Here is a 17,423-nt window from a genome sequence, read left to right on the forward strand (position 1 = left end):
CCGTCCCCCCAAGCGCTCTCATTACGAACGAGCGGGTTAGGGTCGCGATTTCGGTGAGAGCACTGGAATCGGCCCCAGATAGCGGAAGCCCTCCCGCTCCACGGAGAAGGCGACGCCCCGGAGGAGCACGCCTGCGGCGGCCGCCTCCCCGAGGGCCTTGGCGAACTCGGGATCCACAGGGTGGGGCGCGATCGCGCGCACGTCTCCTCGCTGGGCCACCAGCACGATCGCGGCGGCTTCCCCGGCGCGGGCGAGGGCCGCCAGCTCCCGACAATGCCGCGCGGCCCGCTCCGAGGGCGCGTCAGGAAAGAGCGCAACGCCCTCGGAGGCCGCGCCCGCGCTCTTCACCTCCAGCCAGAGCCGGCCACCGTTCGCGAGGCTCATCCCGAAGTCGATACGGGAGGCACCCAGCTTCACTTCGGGTGTGGCTGACGCGTACTTCGGCAGGTCGAGCTCTCGGGCCTCCAGTAGCGCGGCCACCAGACGGTTCGCGTTCGCCGGGTCGATCGAGACCCAAACGCCCGACGCCGCGCGCGCGCAGACCACGCTGAAAGAGGTGCGCCGAGTGGGCGACGCCGCCTGCGACAAGAGGAGCTCCGCGCCGGGGTAGAGCAGCTCCTCCAGGCGGCCGCGGTCGCCGATGTGGGCTTCGACCTCCCGTCCATCGGCCAGGCGCACGATACCCAGGAAGCGATTCGGCCGCTCCACGAGGGTCGCCGGAACGAGCGGGCCCGGGCGACGGTGAGGGACGACGAGCTCCATCCGGGCTTCATGCCACGGCGCGCGCCGCCGGGGTTCGCACTTTTGCCCTCGCGTCTATGGCTTCCGCTCGCTCGAGGTCTCCAGTGGTTTCCCTCCGGGCATGCGGCCCAGCTCGAGGCTGACGGTGAAGGTCAGCAGCGTGCGGATCAGGACCAGGATCCCCAACGAGAGCACCTCCGAGATGCCAGGCTTCGTCGTGATCGTGACGATGATGTCCCCGCCGACCAGGAACTCCATCCCGAGCAGGAGGGCGCGTCCAAAGTCCTTGCGGAAGGTCGCGAAGACCTCTGCCGGCGGAGCGGTCCTGACTCTTGCGAGGGCGAGCCCCAACGCCAATATCGCACCGACGACGATCGAGACCGCGCCCGCGGCGTCCATGGCCTGTCCGGCGATGAGGAGCCACCGCTCGAAGTCCATCGCCGCAAGCTGTTCATCCCGCGCAGGCGTGCACAGGAGCGATTCCGGGAGGATCGGCGCCGAAGGGTCGGCTACTTCTGCGCGGCCGCCTGCGGCGTCATGCCGCCCACGACCTCGAGCGCCCGCTTCACGTGCTCGCGCGCGCGAAGCTGCGACGAGAAGGCGTAGCGGATCGTCCCCTCGTGGTCGACGACGAAGGTCGCGCGCCCCGGGAGGAGCCCGAAGGTGGCCTTCACCCCGAAGGCACGTCTCGCTTCGCCGCGCTCGTCGCTCAGCAGGCGAAAGGGCAGGCTGTGCTTGTTCGCGAATGCCTTGTGGGACGAAGGGGGATCCCCGCTGATCCCGATCACGTCAGCGCCCGCCTCGAGGAAGTCCTCGTACTGGTCGCGGAATCCGCAGGCCTCCGCCGTACAGCCGGGCGTGTCGTCCTTCGGGTAGAAGTAAATCACGAGGCCCCGGGCTCCGAGCTGATCCCGCAGCCGGACCTCGCGGCCCTCCGGGCCTGTCAACGTCACGTCCGGCACTCTCTCGCCGACGGTCAGCATTTCGCTCGTCTCCTTCGCCTTGGAACCAGGCCAGGGCAGGCGCAGCTCGCGCCGGGTCTGCGGCATGGTACGCTCTCGGCATGGCATCGAGTCGCGCGACCACCGTCGAAGAGTACCTCGCCGAGCTTCCTTCGGATCGCCGAGCCGCGATCGAGACCGTGCGCAGGGTCATCCTCGATAACCTCCCGTCCGGTTTCGAAGAGGGGATGCAGTACGGGATGCCCACGTACTACGTGCCGCTCTCGGTCCACCCCGACACCTACAACGGGCAGCCGCTCATGGTGGCGGCCCTCGCGTCGCAGAAGGGCTACATGGCCGTCTACCTGATGACCATCTACGCGCGGCCCGAGCTGCGGAGCTGGTTCGAGACGGCCTATCGCGCGACAGGGAAGCGGTTCGACGCCGGAAAGTCCTGCGTCCGCTTCCGCACACTCGACGATCTTCCGCTCGAGCTCGTTGGCGAGGCGATTGCGAAGGTCGACCTCGAGACCTTCGTTGCCGTCTTCGAGGAGAGCCGGAAGGCCGTCCGGGCGAAGCCTGCCGCGGAGGGGAAGAAGGCAGCCTCTACCGGGAAGGCAACGGCCGCCGCCGCGAAGAAAGCGCCCTCTACGGCCAAAAAGGCGGCATCCAAGGCGAAGGCTTAGCGGACGCCGTCACTTCTGCTCGGCGAAGAGCTCCGCGTACGACTTCCCGTATGGGAAGAAGCGGCTCTTCTCGTCCTTCTCCCACGCGGTCCGCACCTCGGGTTTCGACAGATCCCAGTCGAATCGGCAGCGCTCGAGCACGGCCCGGAGGTCGTGGCGCAGGTCCTCGGTTGTGGGCCGGCCGAAGAACCAGTAGCCCTGGTAGATCTTGTAGACCGCCAGCCCCGGCTCGAGGACGAGCGTGTGGGGGACCATCGGGTCGTGGAGCGGGTCCGTGAACTCCTTGATGTCGAGGTCCTTCTGCACCTTCCGCTCGGGATCGCAGAGGAAGGGCCAGTGCGCGCCCACGCCGAGCCGGTACTCGTTCGTCACCATCAGGTTCTCCGTGCTGATCGTGACGAGGCGGCAGTAGCCGACCTCCATCTCGCGATAGAGCTCGACTAGGCCCTCGTGCTGCCGCCGATCCTTCGGGCAGAAGGCGCCGCGGCTCAGGACGACGATCATCGGATCCTGGCCCTGGAGCTCCGAGAGCTTCCTGCGCTTTCCGGCCTGATCGGGGAGCTCGTAGTCCGGAAATTTCGCGCCGGGGACGATGTCGGATCGCAAGGTGATCTCCTGGGCAGAGGGTCTCGCGATCAGACTGCGAAGGCCCAATTCGGGCTGCAACCCGGGTTCCGCCGCGCCTCGGAGGGCGGACGGGCGCTCCAGGGAGCGGCTGGATCCGAGGATCCCGTCGGCCACTGGACGTCCCACGGGTGATTGTCTATTGTCTGGAGTCAGTGGACAATCTGCAGCCAGCACCGATCCTCCACGTCGACCTCGACGACCCGGTCCCGGCCTATCGGCAGATCGCCAATCAGATTCGGGCTCTCCTCGTCGCGGGGAGCTTCCGCCCTGACGATCGCCTTCCCACCGTTCGGCAGCTCGCCATGGATCTCGGCGTCCACCACAACACGGTGGCCGAGGCGTACCGGATCCTCGCTGGGGAAGGGTGGATCGAGTCGAGGCGCCGGCACGGCGTGACCGTGCTTCGTCGGTCGGCTCCCCGGGCGACCGAGGAATCCCGCCTGGCCTTTTCGAGCCGCCTGCGCGAGCTGGTCGCGGAAGCGGTGGCAAACGGTCTCTCGCTCGAGGAGATCGCCGGCGAGCTCGGCGCTCAGGCCCGTCGGATCACGGAGTGAGCATGGAACCCCTCTGGTTTTGGACCTCGGTGTACTTGACGGCGATCCTCGTCGGATGCGCCGTGATGTTTCATTTCTTGCCTCGGCTCCAGCGACCGACGCTCTTCTTCGCCGTGACCGTGCCCCCGGGGTATCGAGACGCCCCTGAGGCACGTCGGATCCTCGCCCAGTACCGCCGGCGGAACGCGGCCACGTCGCTCGCGGCGCTCGCCCTCGCTCTATTCGCATCCTTCGCCGAACGGGAGGCGCTCGGCCCTGCCGTACACATGTGGATGGCGACTGCCGCCGTCCTCCTCCAGCTCCTGGGGGCGTTGGGCGCGTTCCTCGCGGCGCGCCATCGGGTGCTGCCCGACTCGACCCCTCCCAGCCCGGTACGGGAAGCGGCGCTGGCGCCCCGGCCCAGGAAATGGCCGGGCGGCTGGATCGCACAGCTCGGGCCGTTCTTGATCTTGGCCGCGGTGGCCGGGTACCTGGTTCTCCACTGGGACCAGATCCCCGACCGCTTTCCAACCCACTGGGGCGCCGGCGGCGTCGCCGATCGCTGGGGCGAGCGGAGCTTCCGCTCCGTCTACGCGCCCCTGATCCTCGGAGCGGCCCAGTGCGCGATGTTGATCCTCATCGCCTTCGGAACCCTCCGCTGGTCGCGGTCGGTGAGTGCGTCGGGGGCTCAGGCCGAGCGGGAGTGGGCCTTCCGTCGCTTGATCGTGCTCATCCTCCTCGGGACCGAGTACTTCCTGGCGCTTCTGTTCGGCTTCATCGCGCTGCTCCCCCTGCGGGCGAGCGCGCACCTCCCAGGAGGCTTCCTGGCGTTCATGGCGCTGGAGCTGGTTCTCGTCGTGCTGGTGATCGTGTTCCTGGCGCGAATGGGGCAGGGAGGGACTCGACAGGTTCCGGCCACGGCGGAGGCGGGCGGGGCGCCCGTCGGGGACAAGACCCTCGACCGCTACTGGAAGCTCGGGATCTTCTACGTCAACCCCAGCGACCCGGCGATCTTCGTCGAGAAGCGGTTCGGCCTCGGCTACACCCTCAACTTCGCCCGTCCGCTCTCGTGGCTGCTCCTGCTGCTGCCCATCGCGATCTCGGTCGTCACCATCGTCGCGACGAGGCCACGGTGAGAGTGGGCGTAAGGTCGAGTGCGAGGCACCTTCTCCCTTGCGGCCTCCGCTGGCGTGTTGTACCAGGGATCGAGCACCCGGCCTGAGCAGGCCGGCGCGTTTGCTAGCTTCTGGCCCCATAGCTCAGGTGGATAGAGCGGCGGTTTCCTAAACCGTAGGCCACAGGTTCGAGTCCTGTTGGGGCCGCCAAAAAACTCGAATGAATCTGCGTAGTTGAAGAGGGAGCCTTGACGGGCTCCTTTTTCATTTTCTAGGGTCGTCCACACTCTATCCACACTTGGGAGGAACGGGGATGGTCCAGGACGCAAAGCGGGAGCCGTGGGAAGGCGGGTTCATTCGGGAGACGGGCTCCGGCAAGGTCTACGTGATCCGCAAGAGGATCGGCGGCAGGCTGTTCGAGGTTTCGACGCGATGCGCCACACTCAAGGCGGCAATGTCGGAACTCGCCCGGTTCGAGGCTGACCCCCAGACGTACTAGCCCGGTGGACCCACCCGACCGGATCCGGTCTATCTCACCGTGGAACTCGGCAAGGCGTTCCTTGACTGGTCGGTCAAGGTCAAGGGCAACACGGAACGGTGGGTCAAGAACAAGGCGGCGCACCTGGAATGGTGGCGAGTCCACTTGAAGGGGATCGACCTTCGGAACGCGCCAATCGAGAAGATCGAAAAGCCGCTCGTTGGCGCAACCTCGGTCATGCACCGGATCGAAACGATCAAGTCCTTCTACTCCTGGTTGATCACGGTCGAACGGAAGTTGAAGCCGAACGAGGATCCCACCTTCCGCACCCTCAAGGTTCCCCAGGCGAAGCCCGCACAGTTGTCGAAGGTGAAGGCGACCACGCAAGCCGATTACCTTGAGGTTCGCGCGAAGCTCATTGCCCATATCGACGACAGAGGGCCAGGGAATCGCCCTCTGTTCTCCCAGGAGTGGATCGACGCTCTAGACGTGCTGGCTGGAACCGGCTGGCACGTGACGGAGCTTGAACGCTTCGCCGATGGAGGAGTGATCGACCATCGGGAAGCAGAGGGGATCGCGGGCGTCCTGGTCTGTCCTCGGACGAAGGGCGGCGTTCCCCTCCGAACCGCTGTGTCCGCGACTGTGCTTGAGGCTGCAACGCGGATCCGAGAGAAGGGCAGCTTCAAGGGCGATGCCCTCCGAACGGCGTTGCAGCGTGCGTGCAAGCGGCTCGGGATTCCCCAGGTCAACCCCGGATCATTCCGGCATTCGGTCGCAACGCACGCCATCGGGGCTGGCGCCGAAGCTGGCGCGGCAGCCGACTTCCTTGGGCACAGGTCGGAGGCGACTACAAAGCGCTTCTACGCGACCCACGCAACGCCTGCGAAGGTGCCGACGTTGATTTAGACCCCGCCCCTGCTACCGCGATCACTCGTTGCGCGGCAGGTCCACCATGGACGGAGCGGGGGAGCGCCAACGTACCAGAAGCCGCAAAACCACGGCGCCTCCCATCAAGAGAGGATCGGGCTATCGCTCGTGTTCCAGGTAGAGTTTCGGGATGGACCTATCTACGGTACTCGGCGCGCTTGCTTCCTCTAGTCTCCTTGGTGCCTTCGTTGGTCATGTCCTGACGGAGCGAAGGCGTGCAGATCCACTCGCACTCCTGCTTCGCCAACGCCAGCATGACGCTTGCCAGGAGATCGTCATAGTGGCCAGCCGTGCCAGCCGGGCGCTCTCCATGTGGTATTGGCGTGGGGAAGGAGAGAACATCTCTTCCTTGCTGGACTCACTCACTCTCGTAAGGGCCAAGCATGTGACGGTCATCCCGCCTTCGGTGTTCCCCTCGCTGAACGCCTTTCAGCGCGCTTGCGTTGATTCATCCGTCTTCGTGCCCACGACAAGTGCAACGACTAAGCATCAGGTCCAAGCCGCGCAGGAAACCTCGAACCAGATCCATGGTCTCTTGATGGAGGTGGTTGCTTCTATGCGCCTGGCTCTCCAGACTGACAACGGAACAAAGCTCGCGAATGAAATTCTGGACCCGCGATCATTTCTCGAGCGCCTAGAGTCCAAGATGAATGCCGCTCAAGGAGAAGTGAACCACATGAACATGGATCCCAGAGCCCCGGAAGCTTGAATCAGCCTATGGACTACGACCAGATAGCTCTAGCCACTCTTGCCGCATCGCTCATTAGCGCCCTTGCTGCCGTTAAGGCATCAAACACTGCCGCCAAAATCGCCCAGAGGAGCGCCGCATCTGCTCTTGAAGTAGCGAAAGCTCAACGAGGGGATCCAATTGCCCTCCACATTCGCCAACGCCAGATCGCTGCCTGTCAGGAGCTTTTGACGAAAGCCGTTATTGCGACCCGCCTTATTGTTGCTGACGGAGCCACCAAGGACGATTTGAGCAGATGCCAAATCGCGCTAGATGGGGTCGAGATCGTCAGGGTCAAGCACATTGCCTTACTCCCGTCCGAGGTCTTAGACGCCTGCTCTAAGTATTCGAGCGCGCATATGCAGGCTTTTGTGTTTCTCTGGTGGAGGGTTGAGAACAAGGAGCCCAAGGATTCGGTATTCTGGGATGCGTATAATGGGCATATGGAAACGATGGGAACGGCGAGAGACGAGCTTGTGAACGTCGTTCGCTTGTCCGTTCAAGCTGACAAAGCTGCAAAGGTCGCGAGCGAGCTTATTGAGGCCAAGCCGCTTCTTGCAGAGCAGGTTGATGGTCCAAGCGGGAACAAGCCGCGGTCCCTGGAGGCGGTGTGAGGAAGTCGCGGAATAGGCGAATTCCCATCTAGCCTAATCCTCTAAGGCTCCTCCCTGCTGATTTCGGCCTCCGGAATCGCCCCAGGATCGACGAACGAGGGCATCCGAAGGGTAAGGGTACGGGTCGCCCTCTCGTCGTTCCTGGAGCCTCCTGCTTCGTCGGCGGGATCCGGCGATCAAAACCGATGACTCGGCGCCAGATCCGATGACGAACCCGCGTCTCGGCGCAGATCCGTTTACGAAACCGCATACAGAAAAAGGAATTCTCATGGAGTCGATGGCGTGTCTGGCGGTATTGGTGTGTATTGCCACACGTTGTTCGCGGCTCTTTCCCAAGTGAATAGCGAAGAAAAATTGAAAGCCTCCAACCCTGGCGCTTTTACCGGCGACGGGAAGGAGGCTCTTAGTTTGGGTCGGTGGGGAACGTGCCTTGGTCCGCTACCTAGGGTAGAGTAGGGGCCATGGACTTCATCAAATCGGCTGCCGAAATCTTCCTGACGCCCACCCTGTCGGTTCTGGCGCTGGTTCTCACCCAGCTATGGATGGACAGTCGGAGAGGCGATCCATTCACGCTGCAACTGCGTGCCCTCCAGATCGAGGCGTGCCAAGAGATCGTCCGAACCGCCTATTTGACGGAGGTTCCCGAAGTCTTAGAAGCCCAAGCCATTAGGGGCAAAATGCTTGACGAACTTTTGGCTCTTGAGGATGTGCGGATAAAGCACGCGGCGATCCTTCCGGCTTCCGTCTTCCTTGCACTATATGACCTTCAAGAAGTCAAGGCTCAAGCATGGTCTGCCACAAGAGCAAGCCAGGAAGCGGACGAAGAGGATCGAGCCTCCTTTCGCATAGAGGAAAGAAACGCGCATCGGAGGGTTTCAGAAAAACGAGGCGCACTCATTGAAACGATACGAACAGAGATTAGGACCGACCATGGAACCCGGCGCGCAAATGACGCAATCGATCCGCCTCCCATTCTGGAAAAGGTCCGAGAAATTCTCAAGCGAGGAAACGAATTGAAAAAGCCCGCATCCCCAGCCGCATAGTCTGCTAGTTGGGTGCTCTCTTCTTGCGCCGTTTCTTCCGGGCTGCCTTGCGCCAAGACGCGAGGGACGGAACAACGAGCCGGAACCAAGCCCACGGCGCGAGCAACCCGGCTGCCATTGCCTTACTGCGGGTTCCGGCCTATGTCGATCACCGATACCGGTCGAAGCTGATCACCGATTCCGGAGCATGCCGATCACCGATTCCATGGTAACGCCCGGGTTAATAGGTGACAGTTGGTCCGGGCGACATCGGTTACAGCTGCCCGACCCAGATAGGTGACACGATCTCTTTGAGCCGCTTTGATCGCTCTCCGAAGGGAGAATCGATCATGTGGAAGGAGCGTACACGCGTGGACGAGCGAGTTCAGCTGGTCAGTGAATACCTGAAGGGCGTCCAATCCATGACCGCGATCTGTCGAGGTTTCGGAGTTAGTCGAAAGACCGCGTACAAGTGGGTCTCTCGATACCAAGCAGATGGCCCGGGTGGGCTCGAGGATCGGTCCCGGGCGCCACTTTCCCACCCGAGCCGAATCGAACCCATGGTCGTTGAGGCTCTTCTCACGGTTCGTCGTGCTCACCCGCACTGGGGCCCCCGGAAGATCCTCGCCTGGCTGGGCAGAAAGCAGCCGCAGCTGGCGCTCCCATCGGCCAGCACAGGAAGCGCGATCCTGGCAAAGTACGGACTCGCTCGGTCACGCCAGGCGCGCAGGCGCACGCCACCGTTCACGGATCCATTCGCCGATGCGGACGCCCCCAACCGCATTTGGTGTGCCGACTTCAAAGGTGATTTCAAGAAGGGAGACGGCAAGCGTTGCTACCCGGTGACGTTTACTGATGGCATCAGTCGGTACCTGCTGAAATGCAGGGCCCTCCGGAGCACCAAGCGGATTGGTGTCCAACCGGTCTTCGAAGCAGCCTTCCATGAGTTCGGTCTACCGGATCGAATCCGGACTGACAATGGTACGCCGTTCGCCAGCCGGGGAGCTGGAGGTCTTTCGCAGCTTTCGGTTTGGTGGGTGAAGCTCGGCATCTGCCATGAGCGCATTGAGCCAGGCCGCCCGGATCAGAACGGTCGGCACGAACGTATGCACCGCACGCTCAAGCAGGAGACCATCTCCCCAGCAGCTCCTACGTTTCGGGCCCAGCAAGCGAGATTCGACCGGTTCCAACGAGAATACAACGAAGAGCGTCCACACGAGGCTCTGGGGAATGCCCCTCCATCGTCGTCCTACGTCGTTTCGCCCCGCTCGTACCCTAGTCGGCTGCCGGAGATTCACTACAGGGATGGTCTGAAGGTACGCAAGGTCGCTGCAAGCGGTCGGATGCGATGGAATGGCGCCATGGTCACAATCGGCCACGCCCTGGAGGGAGAATGGATCGGGCTGGAAGAAGCCGATGGTTTGCACCACGTCTACTTTGGCAACGTAAACCTAGGATTCATCGACGACCAGCGACCTAGCTTAGGCCTGATCCGGCCTCCAACGAAGTGCTGGGCGAGAGTGAAGTAGTAGCTGTTCGAACCGTGTCACCCATCTCAGTCGGGCAGGTGTCACCCATCTAGCTGGGCCAGACTGTTACCCATGTACCCTCTTGCACACCGGAACAGGTGATCGGCTTGCGTCGGAACAGGCGATCGGCATCGCCGGAATCCGCAGTCTTGGTCGGTCATGCCTTGTTCTTTCGTCTAGCGGCTTCCTGCTTGGTCTTGAGGGAGTGACAGGGGGAGCAGAGGGATTGAAGGTTCGAGGGGTCTAGCCTTGCGCCGCCGTCGATAAGCTCGCGGATGTGGTCCACAAGGAACGCGGCTCTAACTCTTCCGCTGGAGAGGCAGAGAGCGCACAAGGGGTGCTTCGATAGGTGGGAGTCGCGGAGCTTCTTCCAGGCGTGATCGTAGCCCCGTTGGGAGGCCGAACCGCGCTTCTGGTCATACGCTGCGTCGTTGAGTGTATCGCGCTCGTAGGGGTGTTCTGGGCAACGGAAGACTCTGAAGCCTTGAACGAGGTTGGGGCACCCTGGGAAGCTGCATGGTCGATCCGGGGATTGAGCCATGACTAGATCCCGAGAACGAGCTTGGCTCCGAGAAGCGCCATGACGAAGGCGAGGATGCTTCCGAATGCGCTTGCACCTGCTACCGCTCCAAGGAACTTGACGCGGGAGGTTTCGAGGATGCGGATTCGGCCTTCGTGATCTTCTACTTGCTCGATAAGGTTCAGCGTCTTTTCGACGATGCGGATCCGGTTCTCGTGGTCCTGGATGGTCGATTCTAGGTTGGTAGAGGCCATGGTGTTGTCTCGGTGGCGATCGCGCCTGATGCTGTCGGCGGCAAAAGGAGTAGCCCCAACCCGGCAGGAGAGAACCGGGAAGGGGCAGTCCAGAGAACCAACCAAGGAGAGAAATGGAGAAGACAGCTACATGCACTACGGATGAAAGGGCGGGCGAAGAGACTGGAGGCGCCTGCTACGCTCCAGGGAGGAGCGGAGACGCGATGCTTTAGAGGGGTGCTGCTACAGTGGTGCGGGAACTAGCTGGTAGCGGGATCGAATGTCTCTCTGCCCTTGATCCTTAGATTGGAGTCCAGTTCTCAAGGGGTGCAGAAAAAAGCGACGTGAGAGATCAGTCCTCGTCTGACGGCGGGAAAGCCCCTGGGCAGTTCAGCGCAAGAGACAGAGCCAAATCAAAGAACTCGTCGCTCTCCGTCGTCGGCCAGACCTGTAACGGGTGAGAGGCACAACCCGGCATGTTCCTAACGAACCGCGCCTTTGCCCATGCCACCCTAGTATCCATACTATCGCCGTCGAAGATCTCGTCTTTGGTCAGAAGCGTTTTTCCGTAGCCGAGAAATTCGCTCTTGCACTTGCTGCATCGAACGTCGATGTAGACGAAATCGGCCATCCCCTCGTTCCCTTCACTGGCGGAATCGAAGAGTCTACCAAGGTTCTGGGAGAGGGTGGCGGGCCATTTCTCGTTCTTCGGAAATTCCCTAGGCTACGGTCGCCCATGCCTCGCCCCGCTTGATGCGGTAGACGTGTCCCAGGCCAATATTGAAAGTTCTGGAAATCTCGCCTGCCGCCTGATGTTGTTCCAGCGGATTGGTTCTTCTGCTACCTGATCAATTTCTTGATTCGTCAAAATTCACTCTGTCGGCTCGTAGGAGCGACCCCCAGGAGCGACGTAGAGCCGCTAGGCGAAGCCGCTGCCGTAGGCGCTTGCGCCGTAGGCAATAGGAGCCGCTAGGCTCCAGTCTTCTTGACGAGTGAAAGAAGAGAATTTCTTGATCGATGAATATTGATCAACCAATCCGCTTCAACCTCTCCCTCTTGAAGTTCTTCTCTTGTTGTTCTTGTTGCTATCAGGTAATGCAAGGGGGAGCGTAGCTCCCTTGCACTTGATGAGTATTGTAACTTAGTAATTTCTAGATTATATAGTCTACGTAGTAGACTAGCGCCCCCAGATACGAAATCCGCTGGAGCCAAAAACGCTCCATTCCTCACTGTACGAGGAGAGAGAAGCAAAATGGATGGTATCCCAATGCCCTTCTCGGAATGAGGCGTTTTTGACGAGCTAAAGTACCCTATGGAGCGTCCGAGAGGATGAGCTAAGTTCCCTCTGGTGGTGCGTCGGGATCTTGACGCGCGAGTTCCCTCCTCGCCCGTTCAGCCTCCCAGAATGGATCTTTGCGCCTTGGGTAAATGAACGACAGAGCGCCCCGGAATTGGGAGGTGCAGTAGATTTCGAGGCCCGGAACCTGCTTCTTCGCGGATTTGAAACGCTTTCCGAGAATTCGCGCCCTAGTCTTTGTGGTCCGTCCCTGTACGTCCTTGGTGTGTACCTCGACAACTACCCCGTATTTTGAGAGGTACGGAACCAGCCCCAAGATATCGTCCGCAATGAAGAGGGCAGACGCCGATTCCCTCTCTCCTCCTGGGATTCGCAGGTCGAATGAAGGGGTGGCGCCTAGTTTTTCAAGCTCAATAAACCGGGTGAGCCAGACGGGCTTGATTTTCACGTCGTCGCCCATCCGTTCTATTGGCGGGTGTGGCAACGTGCCCATGGGAATCCAACTCGACCAAAGGCTGAGTTTGCCGATGCCGCCGAGCCAGTACCTTAGCTCGAAGCGGTCAAACAAGATCTCCCGCTCGCTCGGATTTGCCACCTCGATTTCAATGAGGAACGCAAAGCGGCGGAAGTTCACGTCGGCAATCGGCAGCTTGGTCCACCAGGACATTTCGGCTTCGACTCGGAGGCGGGGCTTGCCGCCGATACGCGCTGCGAATGATCGGATGATTCCCACTCCCCAGAGCCCGAACGCTCCGATTGCGCCGAGTAGGCCAATGCCGTGGGGATACTGCTCTCCAAGGGCGAGAACCGCGATGAACCACTCCCAGATGGTTCCGCAGATTCGTCCCGGTAGACCGACCCATGAAAGCCACTCGATCATTCTTTCTCCCTCTGGGCAGGAGCGGGCGGTGAGTGTCAACATAGTTGTCGCCTCCCCGGTCATGCGGCCGCGGTCCTCTCTGGCGTGAGCCTTACGTGCTGAATGCGAGACCAGTTTCTCGTAGAACCGCTCCAGCGTTCGGGCCATCGCTCGCGCGCAGCCGCATAGACGCCAGCACGCTTCTCGAGAATCGCGAGGTCCTGTCCGGCATGGCGCTGCGCGGGAGTCACAAACCGGATTCCACTGTGGAGGTGCGTCGCGTTGTACCAAGCGACGAAACTCTCGACCCAGGCACGTGCCACGGCGAGCGAGGCGAACGGCCTCGACGGGAAGTCAGGCCGATACTTCATCGTGCGGAAGTGCGCCTCCGCGAACGCGTTGTCGTTGCTCACCCGGGGGCGGCTGAACGACGGGACGACGCCGAGCACCTGAAGCGTGGCCTGCAAGGTCGAGCCTTTCATCGCCGCGCCGTTGTCGGCGTGGAACACCATGCCGTTCGGATTGACGTCCAAACGCCGGCAGGCCTCGACGAAGAGCTCCTTCGCAAGCTCCTCGGACTCGACGTCGTGCACGGCCCAGCCAACTACCTTCCGACTTCAGAGATCGAGGATCGTGTAGAGGCGAAAGAACATGCCGCGAATCGGTCCCCGCAGATACGTGATGTCCCAAACCCAGACCTGGTTCGGCCCGGTGGCGACATGCTCAGGCCGCTTGCGACGCATCGGAGGCCGCGACGCCTGCCGGTGCTTCAGAAGCTTTTCCCTGCGGAGCAAGCGGTAGATCGTCGCCTCGGAAGCGACGTAGATGCCTTCATCCGCAAGGAGCGGAACGATCTGCGCGGGCGACAAATCCCGGAACTTGGGCGAGGTTACGAGCGCGAGAATCCTCTGCTGCTCGGCCTCGCTGAGCTTGTTTCGCGGCGCCGTCAGCGGCCCACATCGGAGATCGTCCTCGGCTCCTGCGCGCCATCGCTGCACCGACCGAGCGCTCAAGCCAATCTCCTCGCAGGCTCTCTCGAATCTTGCGCCGCTGACGACAGCCTCGTCGAGGAGCTCGAGGATCATCTTCCGCTCTTCCCGTCTGTGTCGTCGTCCTCGTCCCCCCAGATCTCCTGCACTTTTTTTTTGAGGACGAGGAGCGCGGCGGTCTCCGCGAGCGCCTTCTCCTTACGCCTGAGCTCGCGCTCGAGCTCGCGAACCCGCTTCGCATCAGGCCCAACAGAACGACGCGCTGCTGCGCTCCCAAGGCTAGCGACGGCAGTTGCGCGCCACTCATCGAGCTGGGCTTTGTGCAGTCCCTTCTGGCGGAGGTACGAGCCGAGCTCGTCATCACTCAAGCTCGCTGTCTCGATCAGGACCTGCAGCTTTTCCTCGCTGGTCCACTGGCGGGTGCTCTTGTCGTCGCGGTCGTCCATCTTGACGCCGAGCCTACCCGCATCCAGCAGCCAACGGGAGAGCGTCGCCTGGGCAATCCCGGACTGCCTTGCAAGCGCAGTCGCCGACATCGCGTGCGGCCCCGTAAGCTTCTCCACCATCTTCGCCTTGAACCCCTCGGAGTACGGAGTCCGACCCATCTCCAACCTGCTCTTCGCCCCCTACTTGATCGACCTACGCTGTCACGACGAGGCGACAACTACGCTGACACAGGGGGCGGTCCCCCGGTGCCCTCTGTCGGAGAGTTTACAGTGTCGAGCTGACGGTGTGAAGGCGTCTCCTGGCGTTGCTGGTGACGGGTCGGGCTTGCCCTCGGAGATTGAGATTTCGTCGCCCCGATTTCCTAAAACGAGGGCCTTAATCTTAGGGGAAGAGGACGAACCAACCTCAATCACACCAACTCGTTCGCTATAAGAGCAGAAACGACCAAGGAGATATCGATCATGGCAACATCTCATCTACCACCATCCACCCAAGCAGTCCTTACCTACGTCTCTTCCAACCTCAATCACTACGGCTACTGCACTTCCACCAATGACCAGATCGCAGAGGCGCTAGGAATCGCCGCAATCACGGTCAAGAAGGCGCTTCAACGACTCGTTGATGCAAAGACTCTCTACTCCTTCCCGGACGGCAGGGGCCGGAAGCTCTCGCTTGTGTCCCATCCTTCGCTTGATCTGGATGGCTTGGCCCTTCGGCTTGTTCGGCTCATGCGCCGCTATCGGGGCGCCAAGGGTGAGCCGTTCTTTTGGTCGCGGGAGAAGGTCGCCGCCTCGCTCGGGATCGGGAAGAACGCTGTTGCAGGCGTCTACGAAGCAGCGAAGGCGAACGGCTGGATCGTGTGCAAGACGATCAACGTAACCTATCAGGGCGTTGAGAGAACTCGAGTTGGCTGGATGGTGACTTCCAAGGGCGAGCAGGAGGCGCTAGGAACGACGAACGCCAAGCCCGCCGCAACGGTACAGGCGAAGCCGGAAAGCGCCCCAGAGAAGCAGGCAGGCGCCAGGGAGGGCATGTCCGCTCCGGTGGAGGCGAAGAAGCCCGCGCACCCTTGGGACAATCCCGACATTTATAACGCTCTCCTTGCCGCTTCCGAAGATGTTGAGTCGTCCTTCGCTTCGCCAGCGCCTCCCGCTCCTACTCTCCTGGATGCAGCCAAGGAAGTAGCGCGCGAGCTTGCAGAGGTAGCAGCGGAAGCCAAGCCGGAGCAGGGGAGCAAGATCACCATCGCTCTTATCGAGTGGGACGCGAAGTGGAACACCAGAGAGCGATTTGAAGCAGCGGATGCATTGAACGCCGAAGAGGAAGCCGCCCTTGTGGACGATGAAGACGTCTACGTTGGCGATTACGATTCCAACGGCCATTGGAACCAGTAGGGGGCGACCATGTACAAGACAGATTTGGCGGCTCTCGCCCTCAAGCGGGCCAAGCGAGTGGAGAAGCGGATCTTTAGCCGACCACGCGACATGACCGAAAACGGTCTGTACTCGGCGCGGATCTATGAGGCGTTGAACGCTTACGGTAAGGACTCGGTAGCAGTCCGAATTGACCAGCCAGACGAACACGAGCCGGTTTCAACTGCTTGGATCAAGCTGCCAACGGTGCCGAAGTGGTATCGCGTGAGTGTAGATGCCTCCTACGGAGAGAAGCCGCCCCCTGCCTCTGACGATACGATGATCCTTACTCTCGGTGAGTGTGCAGGGCTGTTGACCGCTACCGAAGGGGCCAGATTGCTTGCAGCCGCGCTCGAATTGGCGACGTGGAATTTTTGATCGGAGCCGGTTCCCATGTTCGTGGGAGTCCGGCTTTCTTCTTTTCAGAGAGCAGAGAAGCGCCCCCACCATAGATCCGAACGGGGATCCGTCAAGACGTATGGCCCGGTTCCTGGAGATCGACCTTTAGTGTGTATGGCGTAATCTTTCGCGGTCTTGGGCTGGACGGGATGGATCGTGGAACCATGCGGAATCATTAGAGATTGGTTTGGTTGGTACAGCATTAGGGAGAACGCAAGGAAAAAGCGACGGACCATCTTGACGCAATGTTTTTCTAGCGTACCTTCGGCTTCGTTCGATGGTCATGGAGGCCACGAGACAAAGGAGATTGACCAATGAGGAATGACGTTCTGGATGCAGCAATGGCGGCAAAGTTTTGGGTTGATGCGGTAGACGAGTTCGCGAAGGCGGACGCAAGGAAGGCGGCTGCCATTCTCGGAAGCTCCCTGGAGGAGATCTGTCGAGATCTTACGCGGGCGCTTGACGACGGATTTTTGCACGTCACCTACAGCGATTCTCCGGAACAGGATGATGCCGTTCTTCACCTGGAGGAGGCCGCGAGCGCCAAGGCGCAGAAGAACGCGGCTGCGAAGTGGAAGAAGCTCAAGCGTCTCGCGAACGTTGCGCCCGACGAGATCCACTAGGGCAACGGCGAAGTCGGCGGATCACGAGTGGGCGCGGGCTGTGGCCTGACGCCCCTTCTGTTCTGACAAGGAGAATATCGTGGAATTTCAACTATCGAGAGACGACGTAGAAAACTTTTGGAGCAAGGTGGAGATTCGCGGAGAGGATGACTGCTGGAACTGGCGTGCCTCCACCAATGAGGACGGATATGGACAGTTCGGGATCTGGAGAGGAAAGCAGCAAAAGAACTTTAGGGCGCATCGTCTTGCTTGGAGTCTAGATAGCCAATGCGACATTCCAAGCGGGCTCGTTGTTCGCCACAAGTGCGATAATCCGCCGTGCCGCAACCCGAAGCATCTGGTTCCGGGAACTCATGAAGAGAACATGCGGGATATGACGGATCGGAAGCGAAACGCTTTCGGGGTGAAGAACGGTTCGGCAAAGCTTTCGGATGATGAGGCTAGACAGGTCTTTGAGCTTAGTTGGAGTGGAACGGCAACCCAGTGGGAGATCGCAAGACGGTTTGGGGTTTCCCAATTTATGGTGAGCACGATCAAGAACGGCAAGAACTGGATGCACTTGTTGCCAGTGGAGCAGACGCCATGACCGCTCCCCAGGCCTCTACCTCGTTCCCATCGGGCCAGACGGTGACGAAGCAGGCTCGATCATCCTCAATGCCTCGAAGGACGTGGACCGGGCGGTTGTCGAGCGGATCCGGTCCCAG

General features: G+C 61.3%; 21 protein-coding genes, 1 tRNA gene and 1 pseudogene. 14 read left to right on the forward strand and 9 right to left on the reverse strand.

Annotated elements, in window-relative coordinates; genetic code table 11:
• Positions 1-36: 36 nt before the first annotated feature.
• The 3 genes from sfsA to AKJ08_RS05625 form a co-directional block, all read right to left on the reverse strand.
• Entirely contained in the window at positions 37-762 is a 726-nt protein-coding gene (gene sfsA / locus AKJ08_RS05615) for a DNA/RNA nuclease SfsA (protein WP_050725161.1), read from the reverse strand.
• Between the two features lie 54 nt (positions 763-816).
• Complete coding sequence (locus tag AKJ08_RS05620; RefSeq protein WP_050725162.1) at positions 817-1,179, reverse strand: DUF1622 domain-containing protein; 363 nt, start codon at positions 1,177-1,179, stop codon at positions 817-819.
• 71 nt (positions 1,180-1,250) lie between these two features.
• A complete protein-coding gene (locus AKJ08_RS05625) occupies positions 1,251-1,790 on the reverse strand; it encodes a peroxiredoxin (RefSeq protein WP_082342765.1) in 540 nt (179 codons plus the stop codon).
• Positions 1,791-1,804: 14 nt separating this feature from the next.
• On the opposite strand from AKJ08_RS05625, the gene AKJ08_RS05630 reads away from it, so the two are divergent.
• Positions 1,805-2,368: an iron chaperone gene (locus AKJ08_RS05630; protein ID WP_082342767.1), complete on the forward strand. Its 564-nt coding sequence runs from the start codon at positions 1,805-1,807 to the stop codon at positions 2,366-2,368.
• A gap of 9 nt (positions 2,369-2,377) precedes the next feature.
• On the opposite strand, the gene AKJ08_RS05635 is transcribed toward AKJ08_RS05630, so the two are convergent.
• On the reverse strand, positions 2,378-2,974 hold the full coding sequence (locus AKJ08_RS05635; protein WP_205624773.1) for a redoxin domain-containing protein: 597 nt from the start codon (positions 2,972-2,974) through the stop codon (positions 2,378-2,380).
• A 173-nt stretch (positions 2,975-3,147) separates the two neighbouring features.
• Here AKJ08_RS05635 and AKJ08_RS05640 point away from each other — a divergent pair, with 173 nt between their 5' ends.
• The 9 genes from AKJ08_RS05640 (at position 3,148) to AKJ08_RS18425 (ending at position 9,940) form a co-directional block, all read left to right on the forward strand.
• Positions 3,148-3,549: a GntR family transcriptional regulator gene (locus AKJ08_RS05640; RefSeq protein WP_050725163.1), complete on the forward strand. Its 402-nt coding sequence runs from the start codon at positions 3,148-3,150 to the stop codon at positions 3,547-3,549.
• Between the two features lie 2 nt (positions 3,550-3,551).
• Entirely contained in the window at positions 3,552-4,664 is a 1,113-nt protein-coding gene (locus AKJ08_RS05645) for a DUF1648 domain-containing protein (RefSeq protein WP_050725164.1), read from the forward strand.
• Positions 4,665-4,776: 112 nt separating this feature from the next.
• Positions 4,777-4,853, forward strand: a tRNA-Arg gene (locus tag AKJ08_RS05650).
• 103 nt (positions 4,854-4,956) lie between these two features.
• Entirely contained in the window at positions 4,957-5,142 is a 186-nt protein-coding gene (locus AKJ08_RS05655) for a hypothetical protein (protein ID WP_050725165.1), read from the forward strand.
• A gap of 39 nt (positions 5,143-5,181) precedes the next feature.
• A complete protein-coding gene (locus AKJ08_RS05660) occupies positions 5,182-6,027 on the forward strand; it encodes a tyrosine-type recombinase/integrase (protein WP_050725166.1) in 846 nt (281 codons plus the stop codon).
• A 151-nt stretch (positions 6,028-6,178) separates the two neighbouring features.
• Entirely contained in the window at positions 6,179-6,757 is a 579-nt protein-coding gene (locus tag AKJ08_RS19110; RefSeq protein WP_205624774.1) for a hypothetical protein, read from the forward strand.
• An 8-nt stretch (positions 6,758-6,765) separates the two neighbouring features.
• A complete protein-coding gene (locus tag AKJ08_RS05665; protein WP_157370499.1) occupies positions 6,766-7,389 on the forward strand; it encodes a hypothetical protein in 624 nt (207 codons plus the stop codon).
• Positions 7,390-7,850: 461 nt separating this feature from the next.
• Entirely contained in the window at positions 7,851-8,432 is a 582-nt protein-coding gene (locus AKJ08_RS19115; protein WP_157370500.1) for a hypothetical protein, read from the forward strand.
• Between the two features lie 350 nt (positions 8,433-8,782).
• The gene (locus AKJ08_RS18425; protein WP_205624775.1) at positions 8,783-9,940 is read left to right on the forward strand and encodes an IS481 family transposase; all 1,158 of its coding nucleotides are present in this window, start codon (positions 8,783-8,785) and stop codon (positions 9,938-9,940) included.
• Positions 9,941-10,097: 157 nt separating this feature from the next.
• Here AKJ08_RS18425 and AKJ08_RS20840 read toward each other — a convergent pair whose 3' ends face one another.
• The 5 genes and pseudogenes from AKJ08_RS20840 to AKJ08_RS05685 form a co-directional block, all read right to left on the reverse strand.
• On the reverse strand, positions 10,098-10,481 hold the full coding sequence (locus AKJ08_RS20840) for an HNH endonuclease (RefSeq protein ID WP_082342771.1): 384 nt from the start codon (positions 10,479-10,481) through the stop codon (positions 10,098-10,100).
• A 2-nt stretch (positions 10,482-10,483) separates the two neighbouring features.
• Positions 10,484-10,714: a hypothetical protein gene (locus AKJ08_RS05670; protein ID WP_050725168.1), complete on the reverse strand. Its 231-nt coding sequence runs from the start codon at positions 10,712-10,714 to the stop codon at positions 10,484-10,486.
• Positions 10,715-11,045: 331 nt separating this feature from the next.
• On the reverse strand, positions 11,046-11,324 hold the full coding sequence (locus AKJ08_RS05675; RefSeq protein WP_050725169.1) for a hypothetical protein: 279 nt from the start codon (positions 11,322-11,324) through the stop codon (positions 11,046-11,048).
• Between the two features lie 703 nt (positions 11,325-12,027).
• Positions 12,028-12,870, reverse strand: coding sequence for a hypothetical protein (locus AKJ08_RS05680; RefSeq protein ID WP_157370501.1), 843 nt, complete (start codon positions 12,868-12,870; stop codon positions 12,028-12,030).
• Positions 12,871-12,929: 59 nt separating this feature from the next.
• A pseudogene (locus AKJ08_RS05685) lies at positions 12,930-14,443 on the reverse strand (IS3 family transposase).
• A gap of 303 nt (positions 14,444-14,746) precedes the next feature.
• Here AKJ08_RS05685 and AKJ08_RS05695 point away from each other — a divergent pair.
• The 4 genes from AKJ08_RS05695 to AKJ08_RS18435 all read left to right on the forward strand — a co-directional run bounded on the left by AKJ08_RS05695 (position 14,747) and on the right by AKJ08_RS18435 (position 17,305).
• A complete protein-coding gene (locus AKJ08_RS05695; protein ID WP_157370502.1) occupies positions 14,747-15,679 on the forward strand; it encodes a hypothetical protein in 933 nt (310 codons plus the stop codon).
• Positions 15,680-15,688: 9 nt separating this feature from the next.
• Positions 15,689-16,075 (forward strand): hypothetical protein, encoded by a 387-nt coding sequence (locus AKJ08_RS19120; RefSeq protein ID WP_157370503.1) that lies wholly within the window; start codon positions 15,689-15,691, stop codon positions 16,073-16,075.
• 335 nt (positions 16,076-16,410) lie between these two features.
• A complete protein-coding gene (locus AKJ08_RS05700; protein WP_157370504.1) occupies positions 16,411-16,719 on the forward strand; it encodes a hypothetical protein in 309 nt (102 codons plus the stop codon).
• A 79-nt stretch (positions 16,720-16,798) separates the two neighbouring features.
• On the forward strand, positions 16,799-17,305 hold the full coding sequence (locus AKJ08_RS18435; RefSeq protein WP_169788754.1) for an HNH endonuclease: 507 nt from the start codon (positions 16,799-16,801) through the stop codon (positions 17,303-17,305).
• The last annotated feature ends 118 nt before the right edge of the window (positions 17,306-17,423 follow it).

This window comes from Vulgatibacter incomptus, from assembly GCF_001263175.1.
In the GTDB taxonomy this organism is placed as follows: Bacteria; Myxococcota; Myxococcia; order Myxococcales; family Vulgatibacteraceae; genus Vulgatibacter; species Vulgatibacter incomptus.